Annotated in this window: 17 protein-coding genes and 3 pseudogenes; 10 read left to right on the top strand and 10 right to left on the bottom strand. The window is 43.8% G+C overall.

Going from position 1 to position 19014, the window contains the following annotated elements:
• Window positions 1-18: 18 nt before the first annotated feature.
• The 7 genes and pseudogenes from FPL17_RS14520 to FPL17_RS14490 form a co-directional block, all read right to left on the bottom strand.
• A pseudogene (locus FPL17_RS14520) lies at window positions 19-1757 on the bottom strand (amidohydrolase).
• 145 nt (window positions 1758-1902) lie between these two features.
• Window positions 1903-3021 carry an acyltransferase family protein gene (locus tag FPL17_RS14515; protein WP_159885768.1) on the bottom strand — a complete coding sequence of 373 codons (1119 nt, stop codon included), beginning with the start codon at window positions 3019-3021 and terminating at the stop codon, window positions 1903-1905.
• A 127-nt stretch (window positions 3022-3148) separates the two neighbouring features.
• A complete protein-coding gene (gene yddG, locus FPL17_RS14510) occupies window positions 3149-4033 on the bottom strand; it encodes an aromatic amino acid DMT transporter YddG (RefSeq protein WP_159885766.1) in 885 nt (294 codons plus the stop codon).
• Window positions 4034-4138: 105 nt separating this feature from the next.
• A complete protein-coding gene (locus FPL17_RS14505; protein ID WP_032857357.1) occupies window positions 4139-5413 on the bottom strand; it encodes a replication-associated recombination protein A in 1275 nt (424 codons plus the stop codon).
• 82 nt (window positions 5414-5495) lie between these two features.
• Window positions 5496-6683, bottom strand: coding sequence for a class C beta-lactamase (gene ampC, locus FPL17_RS14500; protein ID WP_159885756.1), 1188 nt, complete (start codon window positions 6681-6683; stop codon window positions 5496-5498).
• A 25-nt stretch (window positions 6684-6708) separates the two neighbouring features.
• A complete protein-coding gene (locus FPL17_RS14495) occupies window positions 6709-7872 on the bottom strand; it encodes a PQQ-dependent sugar dehydrogenase (protein ID WP_159885754.1) in 1164 nt (387 codons plus the stop codon).
• Between the two features lie 107 nt (window positions 7873-7979).
• A pseudogene (locus FPL17_RS14490) lies at window positions 7980-8431 on the bottom strand (YcgN family cysteine cluster protein).
• Between the two features lie 192 nt (window positions 8432-8623).
• On the opposite strand from FPL17_RS14490, the gene FPL17_RS14485 reads away from it, so the two are divergent.
• From FPL17_RS14485 to ahr, 7 genes and pseudogenes are all read left to right on the top strand, one after another.
• Window positions 8624-8782, top strand: coding sequence for a DUF1328 domain-containing protein (locus FPL17_RS14485; RefSeq protein WP_004656956.1), 159 nt, complete (start codon window positions 8624-8626; stop codon window positions 8780-8782).
• A gap of 166 nt (window positions 8783-8948) precedes the next feature.
• Window positions 8949-9686 (top strand): dienelactone hydrolase family protein, encoded by a 738-nt coding sequence (locus tag FPL17_RS14480; protein ID WP_159885752.1) that lies wholly within the window; start codon window positions 8949-8951, stop codon window positions 9684-9686.
• Window positions 9687-9902: 216 nt separating this feature from the next.
• Window positions 9903-10940 (top strand): A/G-specific adenine glycosylase, encoded by a 1038-nt coding sequence (gene mutY, locus FPL17_RS14475; RefSeq protein WP_159885750.1) that lies wholly within the window; start codon window positions 9903-9905, stop codon window positions 10938-10940.
• A gap of 76 nt (window positions 10941-11016) precedes the next feature.
• Window positions 11017-11513: pseudogene (locus FPL17_RS14470) on the top strand (M23 family metallopeptidase).
• A 9-nt stretch (window positions 11514-11522) separates the two neighbouring features.
• Window positions 11523-11768: a hypothetical protein gene (locus FPL17_RS14465; RefSeq protein ID WP_005186132.1), complete on the top strand. Its 246-nt coding sequence runs from the start codon at window positions 11523-11525 to the stop codon at window positions 11766-11768.
• Between the two features lie 36 nt (window positions 11769-11804).
• The gene (locus tag FPL17_RS14460; RefSeq protein ID WP_159885748.1) at window positions 11805-12359 is read left to right on the top strand and encodes a DNA-3-methyladenine glycosylase I; all 555 of its coding nucleotides are present in this window, start codon (window positions 11805-11807) and stop codon (window positions 12357-12359) included.
• A 36-nt stretch (window positions 12360-12395) separates the two neighbouring features.
• The gene (gene ahr / locus FPL17_RS14455; RefSeq protein ID WP_159885746.1) at window positions 12396-13421 is read left to right on the top strand and encodes an NADPH-dependent aldehyde reductase Ahr; all 1026 of its coding nucleotides are present in this window, start codon (window positions 12396-12398) and stop codon (window positions 13419-13421) included.
• On the opposite strand, the gene FPL17_RS14450 is transcribed toward ahr, so the two are convergent.
• Window positions 13418-14833 carry an aminotransferase-like domain-containing protein gene (locus FPL17_RS14450; protein WP_159885744.1) on the bottom strand — a complete coding sequence of 472 codons (1416 nt, stop codon included), beginning with the start codon at window positions 14831-14833 and terminating at the stop codon, window positions 13418-13420. The two genes, ahr and FPL17_RS14450, sit on opposite strands and share 4 nt — an antisense overlap.
• A gap of 90 nt (window positions 14834-14923) precedes the next feature.
• Here FPL17_RS14450 and FPL17_RS14445 point away from each other — a divergent pair, with 90 nt between their 5' ends.
• The gene (locus FPL17_RS14445; RefSeq protein WP_005209633.1) at window positions 14924-15334 is read left to right on the top strand and encodes a hypothetical protein; all 411 of its coding nucleotides are present in this window, start codon (window positions 14924-14926) and stop codon (window positions 15332-15334) included.
• Here the strand turns inward: FPL17_RS14445 and FPL17_RS14440 are convergent.
• On the bottom strand, window positions 15282-16184 hold the full coding sequence (locus FPL17_RS14440; protein WP_159885742.1) for a LysR family transcriptional regulator: 903 nt from the start codon (window positions 16182-16184) through the stop codon (window positions 15282-15284). The genes FPL17_RS14445 and FPL17_RS14440 overlap by 53 nt on opposite strands.
• 138 nt (window positions 16185-16322) lie before the next feature.
• Here FPL17_RS14440 and dkgB point away from each other — a divergent pair, with 138 nt between their 5' ends.
• Window positions 16323-17129: a 2,5-didehydrogluconate reductase DkgB gene (gene dkgB / locus FPL17_RS14435; RefSeq protein WP_005209635.1), complete on the top strand. Its 807-nt coding sequence runs from the start codon at window positions 16323-16325 to the stop codon at window positions 17127-17129.
• A 1-nt stretch (window position 17130) separates the two neighbouring features.
• Window positions 17131-18318, top strand: a complete 1188-nt coding sequence (locus tag FPL17_RS14430) for an MFS transporter (RefSeq protein ID WP_159885740.1) — start codon at window positions 17131-17133, stop codon at window positions 18316-18318.
• A 39-nt stretch (window positions 18319-18357) separates the two neighbouring features.
• Here the strand turns inward: FPL17_RS14430 and FPL17_RS14425 are convergent, their stop codons facing one another.
• Complete coding sequence (locus FPL17_RS14425; RefSeq protein ID WP_159885738.1) at window positions 18358-19008, bottom strand: START domain-containing protein; 651 nt, start codon at window positions 19006-19008, stop codon at window positions 18358-18360.
• Between the last annotated feature and the right edge of the window lie 6 nt (window positions 19009-19014).

Below are 19014 nucleotides of genomic sequence, written 5' to 3'. Positions count from 1 at the left end.
TCTTGCTCGGTTTTCAGTTTAATTCTGCGCGTTCTGATAAATCAGTTTGCCTTCTTTATAGGTTGCCAGCACTTTAATGTTTTTAATCTCACGACTCGGTACAGTCAGCGGGTTCTGATTCAGAATCACCAAATCAGCCAATTTACCTTGGCTTAAAGTACCCTTGTTTTGATCTTCAAAGTACTGATACGCAGCCCAATCTGTCATCGACTTTAATGCCAGATATGGGCTAATACGCTCCTCTGCCCCCAAAACATAATTGCTCCGCGTTACTCGGTTCACGGTCGCATCCAGCATCATCATGCTACTCGGTGGGACCACAGGAGCATCATGATGCTCCGTAAAGATCAGATGCTTTTTTAAAGCCGTTGCAGTTGGAGAAATATGTGCAGCTCGAGTTTCGCCTAAGGTTTGTTGACGATGCCAATCCCCCCAATAGAAGGTATGCAACGAGAAGAACGAAGGAATAATATCTAAGGCCTTAAGCTGATCCAGCTGATCATCGCGAATCGTTTGTGAATGGATCAATACGCTACGACGATCTGCTAGTCCTTGTTTTGCTGTGGCATCTTTCACTGCCCCAATAAACTGATCAATCGCTGCATCCCCATTGGCATGGGCAAGCACCTGCCAACCATGCTTAAAGGCTAAATTGATATAGTCCTTGACCTGCTGATCATTACTCATGGCAGGATAGCCCTTATACGTCTTATCTTTACCCTCAGGCGGTACCAGATAAGGCTGGGTCAGCCAAGCTGTTTTCCCTTGAGGTGAACCATCCAGACTGATTTTCACTCCACCAATACGAAAATGATGATCATACTCTCGCTGGCTGCCTTGCTTAAGCATATAGTCTTGGCTGGTGGTGATATCTGGATAAGAAACGACATCAATTGGCAGTCGATTTTGCTTGGCTAAAGCGTGCCACATTTCCGTGGTCCCTTGATCCGCCCGTCCTTCTTGTACTGTGGTAAAGCCATTTTTTACGTAAGCATCAATGCCTTTTTCTGCAATTTGGAACATCACCGCAGGGGGTACATCTTTAAAAATTGAGCCAATTGCGGTAAATAAAGCGGACTCTTCTAACACGCCATTTGGAACATTTGAATTGGCTTCACGGCGAATCACGCCACCTGCTGGGTTTGGGGTATTTTGATTGATCTTCAGCAGTTCCAGTGCTTTATGATTCACAGAGGCCAAATGCCCCGATTGATGCAAAATCATCACCGGTTGGTCTTGGGACACCCGATCTAGATCGGTTGCCGTCGGATGACGCTGCTCATTGAGTTGTGCGTCATCATAGCCATTTCCCAAAATCCAGCCTCCCATAGTTTTAATCACGGATGGATTTTGGACTTTCCAGCTATTCAGCACATTCACCAAAGAGTTGATATCTGAGACCTGACCATCAGGCATTGGGTAGAGATTGGCCACCATTTGATGGAAACCGACCATATTCACATGACTATGCGCGTCAATAAAACTTGGCAATAAGGTTTTATTTTTTAGATCAATAGATTGAACTTTTTTATCTGCCAAGCGTTCAGCCTGCTGCTTTGAGCCCACAAAAACAATTTTTCCATCCTTTACCAACAGGGCTTCTGCATATTCAGGACTGTTGCCTGACATGGTCAGAATGGGGCCCCATAAAACAGTTGTTCTGTTGCAATGACAGGCACTGCCGTGGTTGCACAGCCCGCAACAGCCAGTGATATAGAAGTGAATAAGGCGCAACGTTTGAGATAAGTACGGTTCATGAATTAAAATCCATATTTTTATTATGTCTTTTTTGATTAAAGCGGATTCCGCTTGTAATAGAAAGCGTTCACTGATTATTTTTGTAATGTTTGGTCAAGTTCCGAGCAGCCCTACATAGGCTCTGCACACGACTTAGTGTGCGGTTCAAAACATTTTTGCCAGTTTATTCGAGACTTTAATCGCAAGATCATCGACATAATGACTATACGGCTGTGCCAACACAATGCTCAATAACACACTTAATAGGCTTGCCAATAATCCTGCATTTAAATAGGAGAAACCCCATTGCACATGCAATAGATTAAACAATGGAATCCCCAAAGCATAAAGTACAGCAAGATGAATTAAATAAATCGAAAATGAGATTTTGCCTAGAAATACCAAAACAGACCGATCAAAAAACTGTGCTAACCACTTACCTTTCAGCACCGCATAAACAATACAAAAGCCGCCAATAAAGTTGAGGTAGTCATATGTTTGTTCACCGAGGAACTGGCTAAAAATCTGATAGCTTGAGCTACTGTTATGGGCGCCACAAAAATACAATCCCAACAAAAATAGCAGTACTGAAACTGCTGTACTCAGTTCTGCGGCATAGAGAAACAGTGCCATCCCCAAAACAAAACTGAGAAGACCCAGCAACACGGTTTGCGAGATCATATACGCGGTCACAATGCTGATGATGAGAAATAGACCGCATAGAATTGGCAGCTTGCCATAGAGATAGCAAGCCAGATAAATCACCAGTGACCCAAGCAACTCAATTTGCATAGTCCACAGCACCCAGTTATAACTGGAATCGCCAAATAAGAATGCGCCAATACTGCCTTCATATAAGGCGGTACCCAGTTGCGGATGTGGGTTGGCGAGTGCTGCTCCCCATTCAGAAACATGCGACACATCCACAGGCACAAAACACACCAGATAAGCAATAATACAAGAGACGAAGGCTGGAATTGCCAAGCGTGGGTAACGTTTGACCAAGGAATTTTTCAATTGTGCTGCGGTATTGTGCTTTTTAAAACTGGATAATGTCAGTACAAAGCCACTTAAAACAAAGAACACAAAAACCGCGCCTGTACCTGAATAAAAGAAGGCCAAGGGCGAGTGATGTAACTGCGCAAAAAAATCATATTGCGGTACAGCACTGACATCAAAATTATGCAGTTGCGGAAAAAAGGTCAGTGATAGATGTGACAACACAACGGCGAGACATGCCAAGCCTCGGATACTTTCCGCAGCATTAATTTTGTTTGTGGTCATGGTGGAGCTTGATCATCCGTGATAAGCGGGATGATGCGACCTTTTATCTGTAGTGTCTAGAGGTCGCTTACAAAAATACAGTGACTGTTCAGCGCAGCAGCAACACCCAGCTAAACCAGAGAATATTTTAGCGTTTTTTCTGTGTTGCTAGCCAGCATAGAATCGAGCCTAAACATACCATAAATGCGCCATACCAGAAAGAAAGACCTAATGGCGTACTGAGTAAAATTGCCGAGAAAAAGGCGGATAAAACTGGAATAAAATAGGATGCACCAGCCAATAACGTCACATTGCCATGCAAAATCCCAACATTCCAAGCGGCATAGCCAAAGCCCATCGCCGCTGCCGCAAAAAATAAGGAAATTGAAGAAGACCCATCAAAATCAAAGCTGCCGCCCCCCATCAATGCATATTTAATCCACAGCACCGCCGAGACGAGGATAAAAAATAGGGTGATGCCATTGGTTCCTTGCGCAATTCTCGCTGTGAGCGTGCAATAGGCAGCCCAGAGTAATGTTCCAATAAAGGCAAGCCCATAACTAAATGGATTGTGCTGAATATTTTGCAACATACTAGCCAAATCAAAACCCTGCTCTCCTCCAAGCACCCAACAGATCCCCAATATTGAAAGAATAAAACCAGGAATAATCAAAAAATTGGCTTTTTGCTGATTAAAAACAATGGCAGCGACCATGGTAAAGGTTGGCCATAAATAATTGACCATCCCCACCTCGATCGCCTGTCGATTATTACTGCTATAGCCAATCGAAAGAGACAAACAAATTTCATAGGCAACAAATAGAATACTGCCCCAGATCAAATAGGTTTTGGGAAAGCGTTTGAGGCTGGTCCAACCAACCGAGAAAAACAGGAAAATTGAGGCTAGCGTATAAATCAGTGCTGCACCGCCCACTGCGCCAAAATGACTACTCACATCCTTAATCAAGGCAACGATCAAACTCCAGAGCAAGATCGCGACCAATCCAATCAATGTTGCTTTTTTTGCGTTCATTTTTATACAAATAGAATATTGAGGCCAAAGCAAAATCTATCGATGCGATTCGGAATCTTGCTTTGGACAATTTTAAAATGATCGGTGAATTTCACCGAGTTTTGATTACTGCTGCTGTTGTTCCTGCTGCCAACGACGTTGCTGCAAACGTTCGCCTTCGACTTCACGTTTATTTAAGGCTCGTTCGTACAGTTTGGTACCACGTAATTCTGGAGGCAAATAGTCCTGTAACACAAAGTGTTCAGGATAGTTATGCGGATACAGATAATCCACGCCATAGCCTTGCTGCTTCATCAGCTTGGTTGGCGCATTGCGTAAGTGCAAAGGCACTGGCAGGTTTGCGGTTTTTTCTGCCAGTTCCAAGGCTTTGTTAATCGCGAGATAGGTGCTATTACTTTTCGGACTAGTGGCCAGATACACGGCACATTGTCCAAGAATAATGCGCGCCTCAGGCATCCCCACCGCTTGGACTGAACGGAAACACTCTCCCGCCAGCAACAAAGCATTTGGATTGGAATTGCCAATGTCTTCTGATGCCGCAATCAGCATACGACGCGCAATAAAGACTGGATCTTCACCACCTTTCAGCATGCGTGCCATCCAGTACAGGGTTGCATCTGGATCACTACCGCGAATCGATTTAATAAAAGCCGAAACCAGATCGTAATGCTGCTCACCCGATTTGTCATAACGCGCAATATTTTGCTGCGCGACTTTAACGACGATGGCATTGGTTACGATATTCTCAATGTCAGGTTCAAAGGTACTGGCAATCAAATCAATCAGGTTGAGTGCCTTACGTGCATCACCTGCCGCAAACTGAATCAGCGCATCATATTCTTCAATCTGGATAAAGCGTTCTTTTAAGAACTTGTCCGTTTGAATCGCTTTATTCAGTAAGGTTTGAATCGCCTCAGCACTCAGATTATTCAGGGTATACACCTGACAGCGAGACAGCAAGGCACTATTCACTTCAAAAGAAGGATTCTCTGTGGTTGCCCCGATCAAGGTAATTTTGCCTTTCTCGACCGCATTGAGTAAGGCATCTTGCTGCGATTTATTGAAGCGATGAATCTCGTCAATAAACACCACAGGGGTCAACAAGTCCCCACTTTCCGCTATCACCTCACGGAGTTCTTTCACGCCTGTATTGAGTGCAGATAGGCTGATAAAAGGACGATCCACAGCCTGAGCCAATAACAATGCAATCGTGGTTTTCCCAACCCCTGGAGGCCCCCAGAAGATAATCGAAGGCAGATGCCCTTGATCAATCATCTGACGTAAAGGGGCATTTTCACCCAGCAAATGATCTTGTCCGATAATTTCGGACAAGTCACGAGGGCGTAAACGTTCAGGTAAAGGAATATGCGTATCTGACATCATCACTGGCTTTATGATCTTTTACCCTAGTCTATTGTGTCTGGCTCAAATCTACAATTTGAATCTGCACTCACGCGACATTCTATTGCGCGCTGTTGCTCTGCACCAACTGTTGCATCACGCGATAGCTAGCTTTGATCCGCTCTTCATTGGGAAAATTGGTATTGGCTAACATGACAATTCCAATTTTTTGCTGCGGAATAAAGGCGGCATAAGCACCAAAACCATTACTTGAGCCTGTTTTATTAAAATAGGTCGCGGGTGTGGCGAGCTTCGGTTGTTTAATCGCTGTGATTGCATGACTTTCTAAAGCCATTTTGCTCGAGTTACCCTGTAAAAGTGTTTCAAGTGATACTGGATAAGCATACTGTTCCCAGCCCAAACCTTGGGTCATTGCACCCACTTTAAAATAGCCCACATGAGTATTTTCAATCGCCTTGCGAAGCGGTTGTTTAAACTGCTGCGGATTGATTTGTGCATCGAGGAATTTCAGCATATCCGCACTGCTACTTTTCAGACCATAAGCTTCTGCATCAAACATACCTGGTGAAACACGTATGGCTTGATCGGCTTTGTATCCCCATGCATATTGCGGCATGTGCTGCTCAGGTACTCGAATAAAACTTTGTGTCATTCCCAATTGCGGCAGCAAGGTTTTTTCAATCAGTTCGTTATATGGTTTTTTCATTGCCAAGGCGGTGACATAGCCCATCAAACCGATACTTGGATTGGAATATTGACGGGCAGCGCCGATTTTGGTTTTTGCCTGCCAAGTCTGAAAATATTTTACCATATCCTGTTGCTGCACTACCTCATCAGGGAATTGCAACGGAAAGCCACCTGCACTATAAGTTCCGAGATTTAATAATGTCGCACGATTGACCGCAGTATTTTTCAGTTCAGGGAAATATTTGGCAGGATGATCCGACAAAGACAGTTGCCCTTGTGTCTGTGCATAACCTGCTAAAGTCGCATTAAAGGTCTTACTGACCGAACCAAGTTCAAATAAAGTACTGTTGCTCACTGCTTGCTGGTTTTGCTTAGAAGCAAGCCCATAATTCACGAAGTAATGTTGACCATTCAAGGTCACAGCAACAGCCATACCTGGAATTTTATATTGTGCCAATAAAGGCTTAAATTGCTGATCAACAATGGTTTGAACTTGTTGCTCGGTCAAATTTCCAGCCCAAAGCGCTGAACTGCAGGACAACAGTCCTGTAAGTACAAATAGTTTTTTTAAAGTCATAGAAAAGGCTTTCGGCTGATTCATTATGTGTATCACTTGAAGTTAAAATTTAATTGGCATGAAGTTTAAGTAGCTTGGCTTTCGGTCCATCTTCGATCACCCAGATTGAACCATCTTGCGCCTGATGTAGACCACGAATTCGTTGTTTCATTTCTAGCCTTTGCACTTCTTGGACAGGTTTTGCAGCTAAATCCACCACGATAATTGCTTTGGATGATAAGCCACCAATCAACGCTTTGTGTTGCCACAAAGGAAACTGCTGACCTGAATAAATAATCAAGCTAGATGGTGAAATCACAGGTGTCCAATCGATTTCAGGGGCTTTAAACTCTGGACGGGTATGATGATCAGGAATAGGCAAGCCTGAATAATGGTCGCCATTCGAAACTGTTGGATAGCCATAGTTTTCCCCTTTCACAATACGGTTTAATTCATCACCGCCTTTGGGGCCCATTTCAACCACCCACAGTTGCCCTTGCTGATCGAAAGCCATTCCCAATGGATTACGATGACCCAGCGACCAAATCTCTGCCGTTACACCACCCTGCTGATAAAATGGATTATCTTCCGCAGCAGTTCCATCTGCATTTAAACGTAAAACCTTACCTAAATTACTGTTTGAATCTTGAGCAGGATCAAACTTTTGGCGCTCACCCGAACTGACCCAAAGTTTGCCATCGGGACCAAACTGCATACGATGACCATAATGACCTTGCCCTGACACTTTCGGTACTTGTTGCCAGATGGTTTTTAAATCTGTGAGCTTGGGTTGCTTGGGATCAGATAAATCCAGTTTTGCATGTGCAATCTCTGCACCATAGCCACCTTGACCTTTGCTGGCATAGCTTAAATATAATTCATGATTCTGATGAAAATCAGGATGCAAAATGACATCACCTAAACCACCTTGCCCGCCATAACTGACGGTTGGAACGCCAGCAACATTGATACTGCTCTTGGTTTGGGGATCAAATAATTTTAATTGGCCTTTGCGCTCAGTGATCAATAAAAGTTGGTCTGGCAAACTTGCAATCGCCCATGGCTCATCAAATTCAGTAACGCTCTCAATCCGATACTTTTGTGCAATGCGCTGGCTTGATGCTTGTTGCGCTGTATTCTGTTCTGGCGTTTTAGAGTTGCTTTCGTTGGCACCACACGCAGCCAAAAATAAAATGCCACTGTAGAGCAAAGGTGTCATCAACAGTTTGTTCATGGCTTATCTCCCTCGTTTATTCTTCATCTTAGGGAACATCGCCAATAAAAATACTGCAAAAGTGTTGTTTTTATGATCATCATGTCTTATTGATTTGCTAAACGCGATTAACGAATCCAACGCACAATATAATCTTCAATTTGTTCTTCATCGATTTCAGTTTCTGAAATACAACGCCCTGCAGCAGACTTTTTCGCCTTGATCACACTTTGACGTGAACCTGTATTGAGGTAATGCCAAGAAGGTAAATTCTTGCCTTCACTTAGCGACGGTACGCACAGCTCGGTGGCAACCAAGAAATGGTGCTGAGCCGCTCAGGCGTCAGCTGGATACAATCAGGCACTTGCTGCTGACGGTTAGGGTAATCGGAACAACGCGCGGTTTTACAGTCCAGTAATTTACATGCCACTTTGGTATACGCAACCTCGGCTGTCTCTTCATCTTCTAACTTGATCAAACAACATAAACCACAGCCGTCACACAATGCCTCCCACTCCGCATTGCTGAGCTGATCAAGCGGATAGTGTTTCCAAAAGTTGGGGCGCAGTTCGACGGACATACAGAGCTTTCAATATTAAAAAATGAGCTTCTTATTATAGCATTCATCTTTGCTTTGCTGACTTCAATCTCTTTTATTTAATTGATTTAACACTTCTTTAAGTATTAAACATTTAAACCACATAAACACCACATTTCGTTCAAAAAACACACGCTATAGTGAACGCATAACGAAAAATTAGGAGGACACGACATGTTCCGTTGGGCCATTATTTTTGCAGTCATCGCACTCATTGCCAGTTTATTAGGTTTTGGTGGCGTGGCAGGTTTATCCAAAGATTTCGCGGTAATCTTATTGGTTGTTGCCGTCATCTTAGCAATCGTCGGCTTCTTATCCAGAGGCAAAGTCTAGTAATTTCGACCTACGCAAAACATAAAAAGAAGAATCTTGGTATTCTTCTTTTTTCATTTTTGATCATCGTTAAAACAAGCGTATTTATTATGTTTTTACGATGCCATCCATTTTCCTTTTTATGTTTTAATCAATGCATTCTAAAAATACAGATCAGGATTATAGAATGAGCTTCCCGATTAACACACGTGAAATTGAATATACCGCTCCCGATGGTCAACGCCTAATTGGTTATTTCGCTGCACCTGCAATTGATATGCCCGTTGCAGGTGTGATTGTGGCCCCTGAATGGTGGGGTCGTAATGCTTATACCGAGCAACGTGCTCGTGAACTTGCAGAACATGGCTTTGCCGCTTTAGCCATTGATATGTATGGTGATAAGAAAGTTACAACCAATGTGCCACAAGCCTCTGAATGGATGAATCAAACTTTTGAGCATGCTGATACTATTGTTGACCGCGCTCAAGCTGGCTTAAATGCTTTAGCGGCTCAAGCAGAAGTGAATGCCGAAAAATTAGCAGCGATTGGTTTCTGCTATGGCGGTAAAGTCGTGCTAGATTTGGCGCGTTCAGGTGCAGATATCAAAGCCGTTGCCACGTTCCATGCGATATTAAGTCCGAAAGCCCCTGCTGAGAAAGGCAAAGTTAAAGCCGAGATTTTAGTCCTACATGGTGAACTCGATAGCATGGTGACCTTGGATAATGTGGCAAGCTTCCGTCAGGAAATGCATGATGCTGCTGTGGATCACGATGTAATTATTTTTGAAGATGCCAAGCATGGTTTTAGTAACCCGCTTGCAGATGAGCGTGCCAAGGCCAACAATGTTGACTTAGGCTATAACGCCGAAGCAGAACGTCAAAGTCTTGAAGCAATGTATGAGCTGTTAGATAAACATTTAAAGTGATTTGAAAAGACGATCTCTAAAGATCCCATCAACACGGAATTGAGCGAATATATCATTTGTTTAAATCCTAGATTTTTCTACTCGTGCAAGGCGACATGGATGTCGCCTTTGCAAAAGCCAATCTTAATCAGCATTTAATAACGAATTTGTTTGTATACAACAACTCCTCTCCCTATTTCCGCTATACTACGCCTCTGCTTTTTACTGTTCTGATTCATGTCTGACTTATCATTTTCTGATGCACTACTTACATGGTTCGACCAACACGGTCGTCACGATCTACCATGGCAAGTGGCCGATGATCCCTACAAAGTTTGGGTCTCAGAAATCATGCTGCAACAGACGCAAGTCAAAACTGTACTGCAATATTTCGACCGTTTTATTGAACGCTTCCCGACCGTAGAAACCCTAGGAACAGCCAGTTGGGATGATGTCGCTCCTTATTGGGCAGGCCTCGGCTACTATGCCCGCGCACGCAATCTGCATAAAGCGGCAGGCATCGTCAGTCAACAAGGGAAATTTCCAGAAACACTCGAACAATGGATTGAGCTGCCAGGCATTGGCCGCTCCACCGCTGGTGCGCTCATGTCACTCGGCTTACGTCAGTATGGCGTGATTATGGATGGTAACGTAAAACGTGTACTGGCACGTTTCCTCGCCATCGAAGATGATCTGTCCAAGCCGCAACATGAACGGGCACTCTGGCAAATTGCGGAACAGCTCTGCCCAGAAGAACGCAATCATGATTATACCCAAGCGATCATGGATTTAGGTGCAACCGTTTGTACTCCGAAAAAACCGCTGTGTTTATACTGCCCAATGCAGCAACACTGTCAGGCCTATCAACAAGGCTTAGAACAGGAATTGCCCTTTAAAAAGGCCAAGAAACCTGTTCCCGTCAGAACAGCCAATGTGTTATTGATCCAATCTGGAGATGAATGGCTGTGGCAACAACGTGAAGCGCATGGCCTCTGGGGTGGATTGTATTGTCTTCCAATCATTGAACAAGCAACCGAATTACAACAGATTGAGCAATACTTCAAACTACAAGCTCAAGTATCATCATTGCAGATTAGCCATAGCTTTACTCACTTTACTTGGTTACTGCATGAAAAACTGTTCCACGTGGAACACGATCAAAAAGAACAGTTGAGTATCGAATTAAATGGCATATGGCTAAGTCCAGAAAATGCGATTGCCAAAGGCATTCCAACAGCCATGAAAAAACTGATTACAGCCAAACAAAAGGCTTAATGCCTAAAATGCTGTAGATCAAACGCAAGGAGTTTATGTGCGTCATTCGATTTCCTATACCGTTGTTGGCGTGTTGATGATTCTACTTTCAGCATGTACAACTGCCCCAAAAAACCAACGCCCTTGCCCAATGCACAGGTCAATAAACTTAAAATGATGCGTTTAGACAGTCGCCTGCCAGTCCCAGTTAAAGGTGTAAGTCGAAACGAATTACGGGATACTTGGGGTGCGGCACGTAGTCAAGGTCGTAGCCATGAAGGCATCGATATCATGGCAGAGCGTGGTACGAAAGTGTATAGTGCGACCGAAGGCTTAGTTGCTGATTTACGTAATAATAATTTAGGCGGCAAAGTGATCTGGATTATTGGGCCAGCAGGCTCTTGGCACTATTATGCGCATCTGGATGGTCATAAGCGTGGCCTCAATGTTGGCGACTATGTGCGTAAGGGTGACCTGATCGGTTATGTAGGAAATACCGGCAATGCTCGTTATACCTCTCCGCATTTACACTACGGAATTTATTTAAATGGCAAAGGGCGTGGTGCAGTCAATCCATACCCGTATTTACGTTAGGAATCTACAATGTCAGAAGCATTGATTGAACGTCTGGTTGAATTTGCAGAGTCTGGAAATCAACAGAAAATCATCATGGGTGGTACCAGCTATCAAGGTTGGATCATGGAAATTACCGAAGATGCTTTGTTGATTAGTACAGGCTTTGCCGATAAATCAGGTAAAGACTTTTGGCTTAAGTTTACTGATTTAAATAGCGCAGAACTGTATTATTGGGATACTCGCCCAAATGAATGGGTGGCATTCAAACTTTAAATTATACTGTTCAAATAACAACAAGGAGCATCAAATATGTCAACTCAACGCTGTGGCTGGTGCTCCGATGATCCCCTCTATATTGACTACCATGATCAGGAATGGGGCAAGCCGCAACATGATGAACCCCACCTATTTGAAATGCTCTGTCTGGAAGGACAGCAAGCAGGACTTTCTTGGATCACGGTACTGAAAAAACGCGAACACTACCGCTCACATTTCTTTCAACATTCCATCACAGACGTTGCAGCACTCACCGATGATCAACTCGAACTCAAACTCAGTGATGCAGGTTTAATTCGTCATATCGGCAAACTGAAAGCCATCCGCGACAATGCTATTGCTTGGCTCAAGCTTAAGGATGAAGTCGAAGATGTCTCTGCTTGGTTATGGAGTTTTGTCGATCATCAAACCGAAAATAATGATGTGGCGAATTACCGCGAAGCACCCGCACAAACTGAACTTAGCCAAAAACTATCCAAAACCCTAAAAAAGCGTGGCTTTAAATTTGTGGGCCCGACCACCTGTTATGCTTTTATGCAAGCGGTTGGTATGGTCAATGACCACGAAAATCATTGCCAATTTAAATAACAAATCATCATCGATTTTCCTTGAATGGGAGTTCCAATGAGCAATAATCAAATTCGCGCTTATGCTGCAATGCAAGCAGGCGAGCAAGTGGTGCCGTACCAATTTGATGCGGGAGAATTACAAGCCCATCAAGTTGAAGTCAAAGTTGAATATTGTGGTCTGTGCCACTCCGATCTATCCGTGATTAATAATGAGTGGCAATCATCGGTTTACCCTGCGGTGGCTGGACATGAAATCATTGGTACTATCATTGCATTGGGATCAGAAGCCAAAGGACTACGCGTCGGTCAACGTGTTGGCATTGGCTGGACAGCTGAAACCTGTCAAGCCTGTGATCCATGTATTGGGGGTAATCAGGTCCTATGTACTGGTGAAAAAAAAGCAACCATCATTGGCCATGCAGGCGGTTTTGCCGATAAAGTCCGTGCAGGTTGGCAATGGGTCATTCCCCTTCCAGACGATTTAGATCCTGAAAGTGCTGGCCCGCTACTGTGTGGTGGCATCACGGTATTTGATCCCTTACTGAAACACAAAATCCAAGCGACCCATCATGTGGGTGTGATTGGTATTGGTGGTTTAGGTCATATCGCGATTAAGTTACTCAAAGCATGGGGCTGTGAAATTACGGCTTTCAGTTCTAACCCAGAAAAAACTGAAGAACTCAAAGCCATGGGTGCCGATCACGTGGTCAATAGCCGTGATGCCCAGGCCATCAAAGCACAACGTGGTAAGTTTGATTTATTGCTCAGTACGGTCAATGTCACCCTAAACTGGCAAGCCTATCTCAATACATTGGCGCCAAAAGGTAGTCTACATTTCCTAGGCGTGACTTTGGAACCAATCCCTGTTTCTGTCGGTGCCATCATGGGAGGTGCCAAATCTGTCACCTCATCACCAACGGGCTCACCGTTAGCCCTGCGCCAACTTTTACAATTCGCTGCACGCAAAAATATCGCACCACAGGTTGAGTTATTTCCAATGTCACAGCTGAATGAAGCGATTGAACGACTGCATTCAGGTCAAGCACGTTATCGCATCGTACTCAAAGCAGACTTCGACTAATTCATACTCTGTCGTACCCAATCCGCCAACTGTTGAATCGCTTGGCGGATTTCTGCTGTTAAAGCATGACCTGCATTTAAACGCAAAAAGTGCTGATAACGGCGGTCTTCACCAAAGACCTCACCGGGTACGATATTGATCCCTTTACCTTGTGCCAAATAATACAATTCCAAACCGGTAATACTATTGGGCAGTTGCATCCATAAAGCATAGCCACCTTGTGACTGGCTTAATCCAATCGGAACCCCCTGAAACACGTCAAGAATATAAGCCCGATACTGTTCAACTTGCTGCATCAGTTTAGGTCTTAATTGATCCAAATGTTCTCGATAACCACGACTGTAAATAAAATCGGCTAAACCAAGTTGCAAAGGCGTATTTACCCCCACATTGTTGGCCAATAATTGTGGTCTTAAATATTGCAGCTGTTGACCTAAGCAAAACCAACCGACGCGATAGGCGGTTGATAATGACTTGGAGACCGAGCCACACCAAATCACATAGCCTTCCTGATCCCAATAGCGAATGGGTAAAGGTCGTTCCTTTTGAAAGCTACATTCGCCATAAATATCATCTTCCAAAATAAAACATTGATATTTTTGTGCCAGTTGAGCAATGTGCTGTTTCTGTTCATTGCTGAGACAATAGCCCAAAGGATTCTGAAAATTGGCAGTGAGCAAACACAGTTTGGCATCATCCTGTTGCATAAAAAATTCTAAACGCTCTAGATCAATGCCACGATGATCCGCTGGGATCTCAATAATTTTGCGTTTCAGGCTAGCCAACATTTGCAGCTGACCATTAAAAGTGGGCGTCGGTACTAAAATACTATCCCCCTCTTTACTGATCTGTTGAATCAGTAGCGATAAGGCAGGCATACAACCGTTGGTAATAAAAATATCATCGGTCGCAACATAGATACCATCCTCACGCCAATGATCAGATAAGGCTTTACGAAGTTGCTGATGTCCCTGTTTATTACAATATAAAAAATCTTCAGGCTGGCAATGTTTCAAAGCACGTTGTAAAGAACGACGCAATCCATCGACAGGAATCAAATGAGGAGACAGTTGGATTGCTCCCAACGGCGTTAAATGATGCTGAATTGAGGCCGTCTGAATCTGGTTTTGCAGGTCTAAATTTGAAACCTGCCGGGCTTTGGACTCAAAGTTCGGACTGTCTGGTACGGCACTTTGATATTGTCTTGAATTGACAAAATAGCCCGATTTGGCTTTTACATAGATCAGCCCTTTTGCTTCCAGCAATTCATAACATTGCTGTGCCGTACTTAAACTAATACTTTGCTGACGTGCAAATTCCCTTAAAGAACTCAACTTTTGTTGGGGCTGTAACTCATGCTGATAAATCTTGTGAGCCAATTGTTCTGCCAAGCGCTGATAGTGAAAAGTCATATCTGTACTGCTTTTTTATAAATTTCTGTATCTGTATTGGTTTATACAACACCTTTAAGCTATAAAAATCAACAGCCAAAGGATAAGACCATGAAAAATAATATCTTATTTATATTAAGCGCCGTTTTATTTACAGGCTGCAATCTGACTGATCAAGCCACCTACCAGCAACAACAAGTGTGTAAATCGCTTTCTCAGGGCTACCTGCAAATTCAAAACCAACCAACCTATGAGTTATGGAAAATGGAGAAAAGTGAGGCGCCAGAGCAGACTCGTATCATCAAAATGACCTATAAGAAGCCCAATGAAAATGGTCTGATGCTCTCAAGCAACTTTCTGCCAACGGTCGAACTTGAATGCAAGTTACAACAGCAACATATTGTTGTTTCAGTGATACAAAAAACTGGACCATCAATTCCAGTGCTGAATGTACAACTGCAAAATGATGCTATTGGCAAACCGAGAAGCCCTGACTTAGTTGCTCAGTCAAAAACTCAATAAATAAACGGACACGTTTCGGCAAGTGCTCTTGTTGATAATAAACAGCATGGATGCTTTGATAAGAATGTTCGATTTGATCTTCAAATAGGGCTTCAAGACGCCCTTCTCGAATGTCCTGCCAGATTTCAAATTCAGAGAGCCGAGCAATACCCTGCCCACGTAAACACAGTTGTCGGACGGTTTCACCACTGGATGCTCTTACTTTAGGTTGTGCTTGAAAATACTCACCCTCAATTTTAATCGGCCAAGTGTTGATATAGGTTGGACGGGTAAAACCAATGACATCATGTTCAGGCAATGCTTGAGGTTGTAAAGGCGTGCCCTTGCGTTTTAAATATTCGGGACTGGCAACAATATAGATACGACTTTTACACACCAATTTTGCGTGTAAGCTGGAATCATGTAATTCACCAAAGCGAAACGCCAAATCGGTTTTATGTTCGAGTAGGTCAATCACCAAATCATTACTATTCAACTCGACTTCAATATTGGGATAACACTGCCGAAACTTATGTACCAATGGCGTAATCACATGCAGAATAAAAGGTGTGGCTGAGTCAATCCGAATCACTCCCGAAGTATCTTGATCTGATTTTTGTAGTGCTTCTTCGGCGGCATTCAAATCACTCAGGATTTTACGGGCCTGTTGTAAAAACTGCTGGCCTTCTTGGGTGAGTTTTAATTTTCGCGTGGTTCGTTCTAGTAAAGTGACTTCGAGCTTGGACTCTAAACGGCTGAGCGAGCGACTGAGCCCAGATGCCGTCTGTCCCAGTCGTTCAGCAGCGGCAATAAATGAACCTGTATCGACGATGGTCATAAAAGCAAGCAGTTCTTCTACCGTAGATTTCATTACCACCCTCTCAATTATTGATATTTAGTCAACTGTATTTTGCAAATTCATCTATGTTTTAGCAACAATAATCATCGCAAAATAACAGCCATCCACAAAACAGCTCTTTTGAGCATGAAAAAAGATTAGGTGAAAAATATGCGTATCCCTCAATTCGGTTTAGGTACTTTCCGTCTTAAAGATCAAGCAGTCATTGACTCAGTTAAAACCGCCCTGGAAGTGGGTTATCGTGCCATTGATACCGCACAGGTTTATGAAAATGAAGCAGCAGTGGGTCAAGCCATTGCTGAAAGTGGTGTAGCTCGTCAAGACCTGTTCCTCACTACAAAAATCTGGGTCGACAATTTTGCTGAAGATAAATTCATTCCCAGCTTAAAAGACAGTCTGCAAAAACTACGTACTGATGCCGTTGATCTCACCTTGATCCACTGGCCAGCTCCAGCACTGGGTGTCTCCATCCCAAGCGTGATGCAATTGTTATTAGAGGCGAAACAACAGGGTTTGACTAAACAAATCGGGATTTCAAACTTTAATATCGCCTTGACCCAACAAGCGATTGATAGCATTGGTGTCGAACACATTGCCACCAACCAGATTGAACTCAGTCCTTATTTGCAGAACCGCACCTTGGTCAATTTTTTACGTGAGCAAAATATTGATGTGACTTCATACATGACTTTGGCTTATGGCAAAGTATTGCAGGACCCAACCTTAGTTGAGATCGCTGCACAGCATCAAGCAACCACCGCACAAGTCGCTTTGGCTTGGGCCTTACAAAATGGTTTTGCGGTGATTCCATCATCAACCAAACGTGAAAATCTGATCAGCAACTTAAAAGCGCAAGACCTAACTTTAAGTGCAGAGGAAATGCAGTTGATCGCTCAGCTTGAACGTAATGGTCGAGAAGTGAGTCCCGAACCATTCGCGCCTGAATGGGACAAATAACATGAGCAGCCGCATCAACCTTCCTTTGCTAGCACTGGCAATTGGTGCATTTGCAATTGGAACAACAGAGTTCTCCCCAATGGGTCTGTTGCCCAATATTGCCAATGATCTTGGGGTATCAATCCCAAGTGCGGGCATGCTGATTACCGGTTATGCACTGGGCGTGATGCTCGGTGCGCCAATCATGACCTTATGGTTTGGTGGCTTTGCCCGTCGTAATGCCCTGATTCTACTCATGGCAATCTTCACCATTGGTAACCTGATCGCAGCCTTTGCACCTAATTACATGAGCTTAATGGGTGCTCGATTAATTACCAGCTTAAACCACGGTGCCTTCTTCGGGATTGGTTCTGTGGTGGCAGCCAGTGTGGTGCCAGCAAATAAACAGGCCAGTGCGGTGGCAACCATGTTTATGGGCTTAACCATCGCTAATATTGGCGGTGTACCACTCGCAACATGGGTGGGACAAAACATTGGTTGGAGAATGTCTTTCCTCGCAATTTCAGCCCTTGGTGTCATCACTATGCTGTCACTTTGGAAGGCCCTTCCGGTCGGATCGGTTGGACAAAAGCCAAATGTAAAAATGGAGTTAAGCGTTCTTACACGCCTACCCGTGGTATTGGCATTGCTTACAACCGTGTTTGGTGCCTCCGCGATGTTCACCTTGTACACCTATATCGCACCAAGTCTGGTTGAGTTCACCCATGCCTCTCCGACCTTTATCACTATGATGTTGGTCTTGATCGGAATTGGTTTTTCAATCGGAAACCATTTCGGTGGGAAGTTTGCAGACTTATCGATTGATAAAACCTTGATTGGTTTCTTGGTGTTACTGATCGCGTTGATGGTCATCTTCCCAATCCTTGCTCAAAGCCAATTGGGTGCAGCAATCGGTTTGGTGATCTGGGGTGCAGCAGCCTTTGCGATCGTTCCGCCATTACAAATGCGCGTGATGTCGGTGGCACATGAAGCCTCGGGTCTTGCTTCTTCAGTGAATATTGGTGCATTTAACTTAGGTAATGCCATTGGAGCTGCAGCAGGCGGTGCCGTCTTAAGCCTCGGCTTAAACTATGCAGCAGTCTCCATGATTGGTGCAGTACTGGCAGCTATTGGTTTAGTCTTGGTTTTCATTCAAATGAAATTAGCAAGCAAACCAGAGACGCCATTACAACAATGTCCTCAAGCTTAAGCTCAAATAAAAAAGCCTGATTTAAATCAGGCTTTTTTATTATTTCAATAAATCTGGTAACTTCGGTTGCGCATATAAAGGATTATTCACTTCTTTTTTCATTTTCATCAGCATTTGATAAGGCTGCTGCTGCACAAACATATTCACAAAGCTCAATGGAATTGCCCCTGCAGGATCGGCATAGCCACTGGTCGTCACTTTTACTTTGTTATTTGGCAGTCGCTGGAACGTCCAATCACCCGCGTATTTGCTTAACCGTACCACATCAGGCTGCTCAGGGTAATTATTCTGAATGGCATTGTTTTTAATATTAATGCTGCCATCCGCATTCTTACTCATTTTGCCTTTAATCACCACATCACGATCTTTTAAAGGAAATGGAAAGTCCAGAACCATATACAAGGTGAATTCACCTTTCTTATCATCACGTGACAGCATTTGTGCCTTGCCCACATACGGCACCCATTGCGGTGTTCGTTCTACATCCAGTACTACCGCCACAGCACGCTCTAAAGGCACATCAAATGTGGTCTCAGCTTTATATTGGATAATCGGATTGTTTTCTGTTTGGTACGTCCAAACCTTAATATTGTTCCGATGCAAACTGAGTTTGGCTGTATCTGTTGCTGCAGTCACTGCAAAGCTGCTGAGACTGAGCAATGTGGCAAGAACGATATGTTTTTTATTCATGTCATG

The organism is Acinetobacter dispersus (assembly GCF_009884975.1).
Classification (GTDB): Bacteria; Pseudomonadota; Gammaproteobacteria; order Pseudomonadales; family Moraxellaceae; genus Acinetobacter; species Acinetobacter dispersus.
The sequence above is the reverse complement of the archived record's forward strand: the minus strand, read 5'-3'. Positions and strand labels throughout refer to the sequence as shown.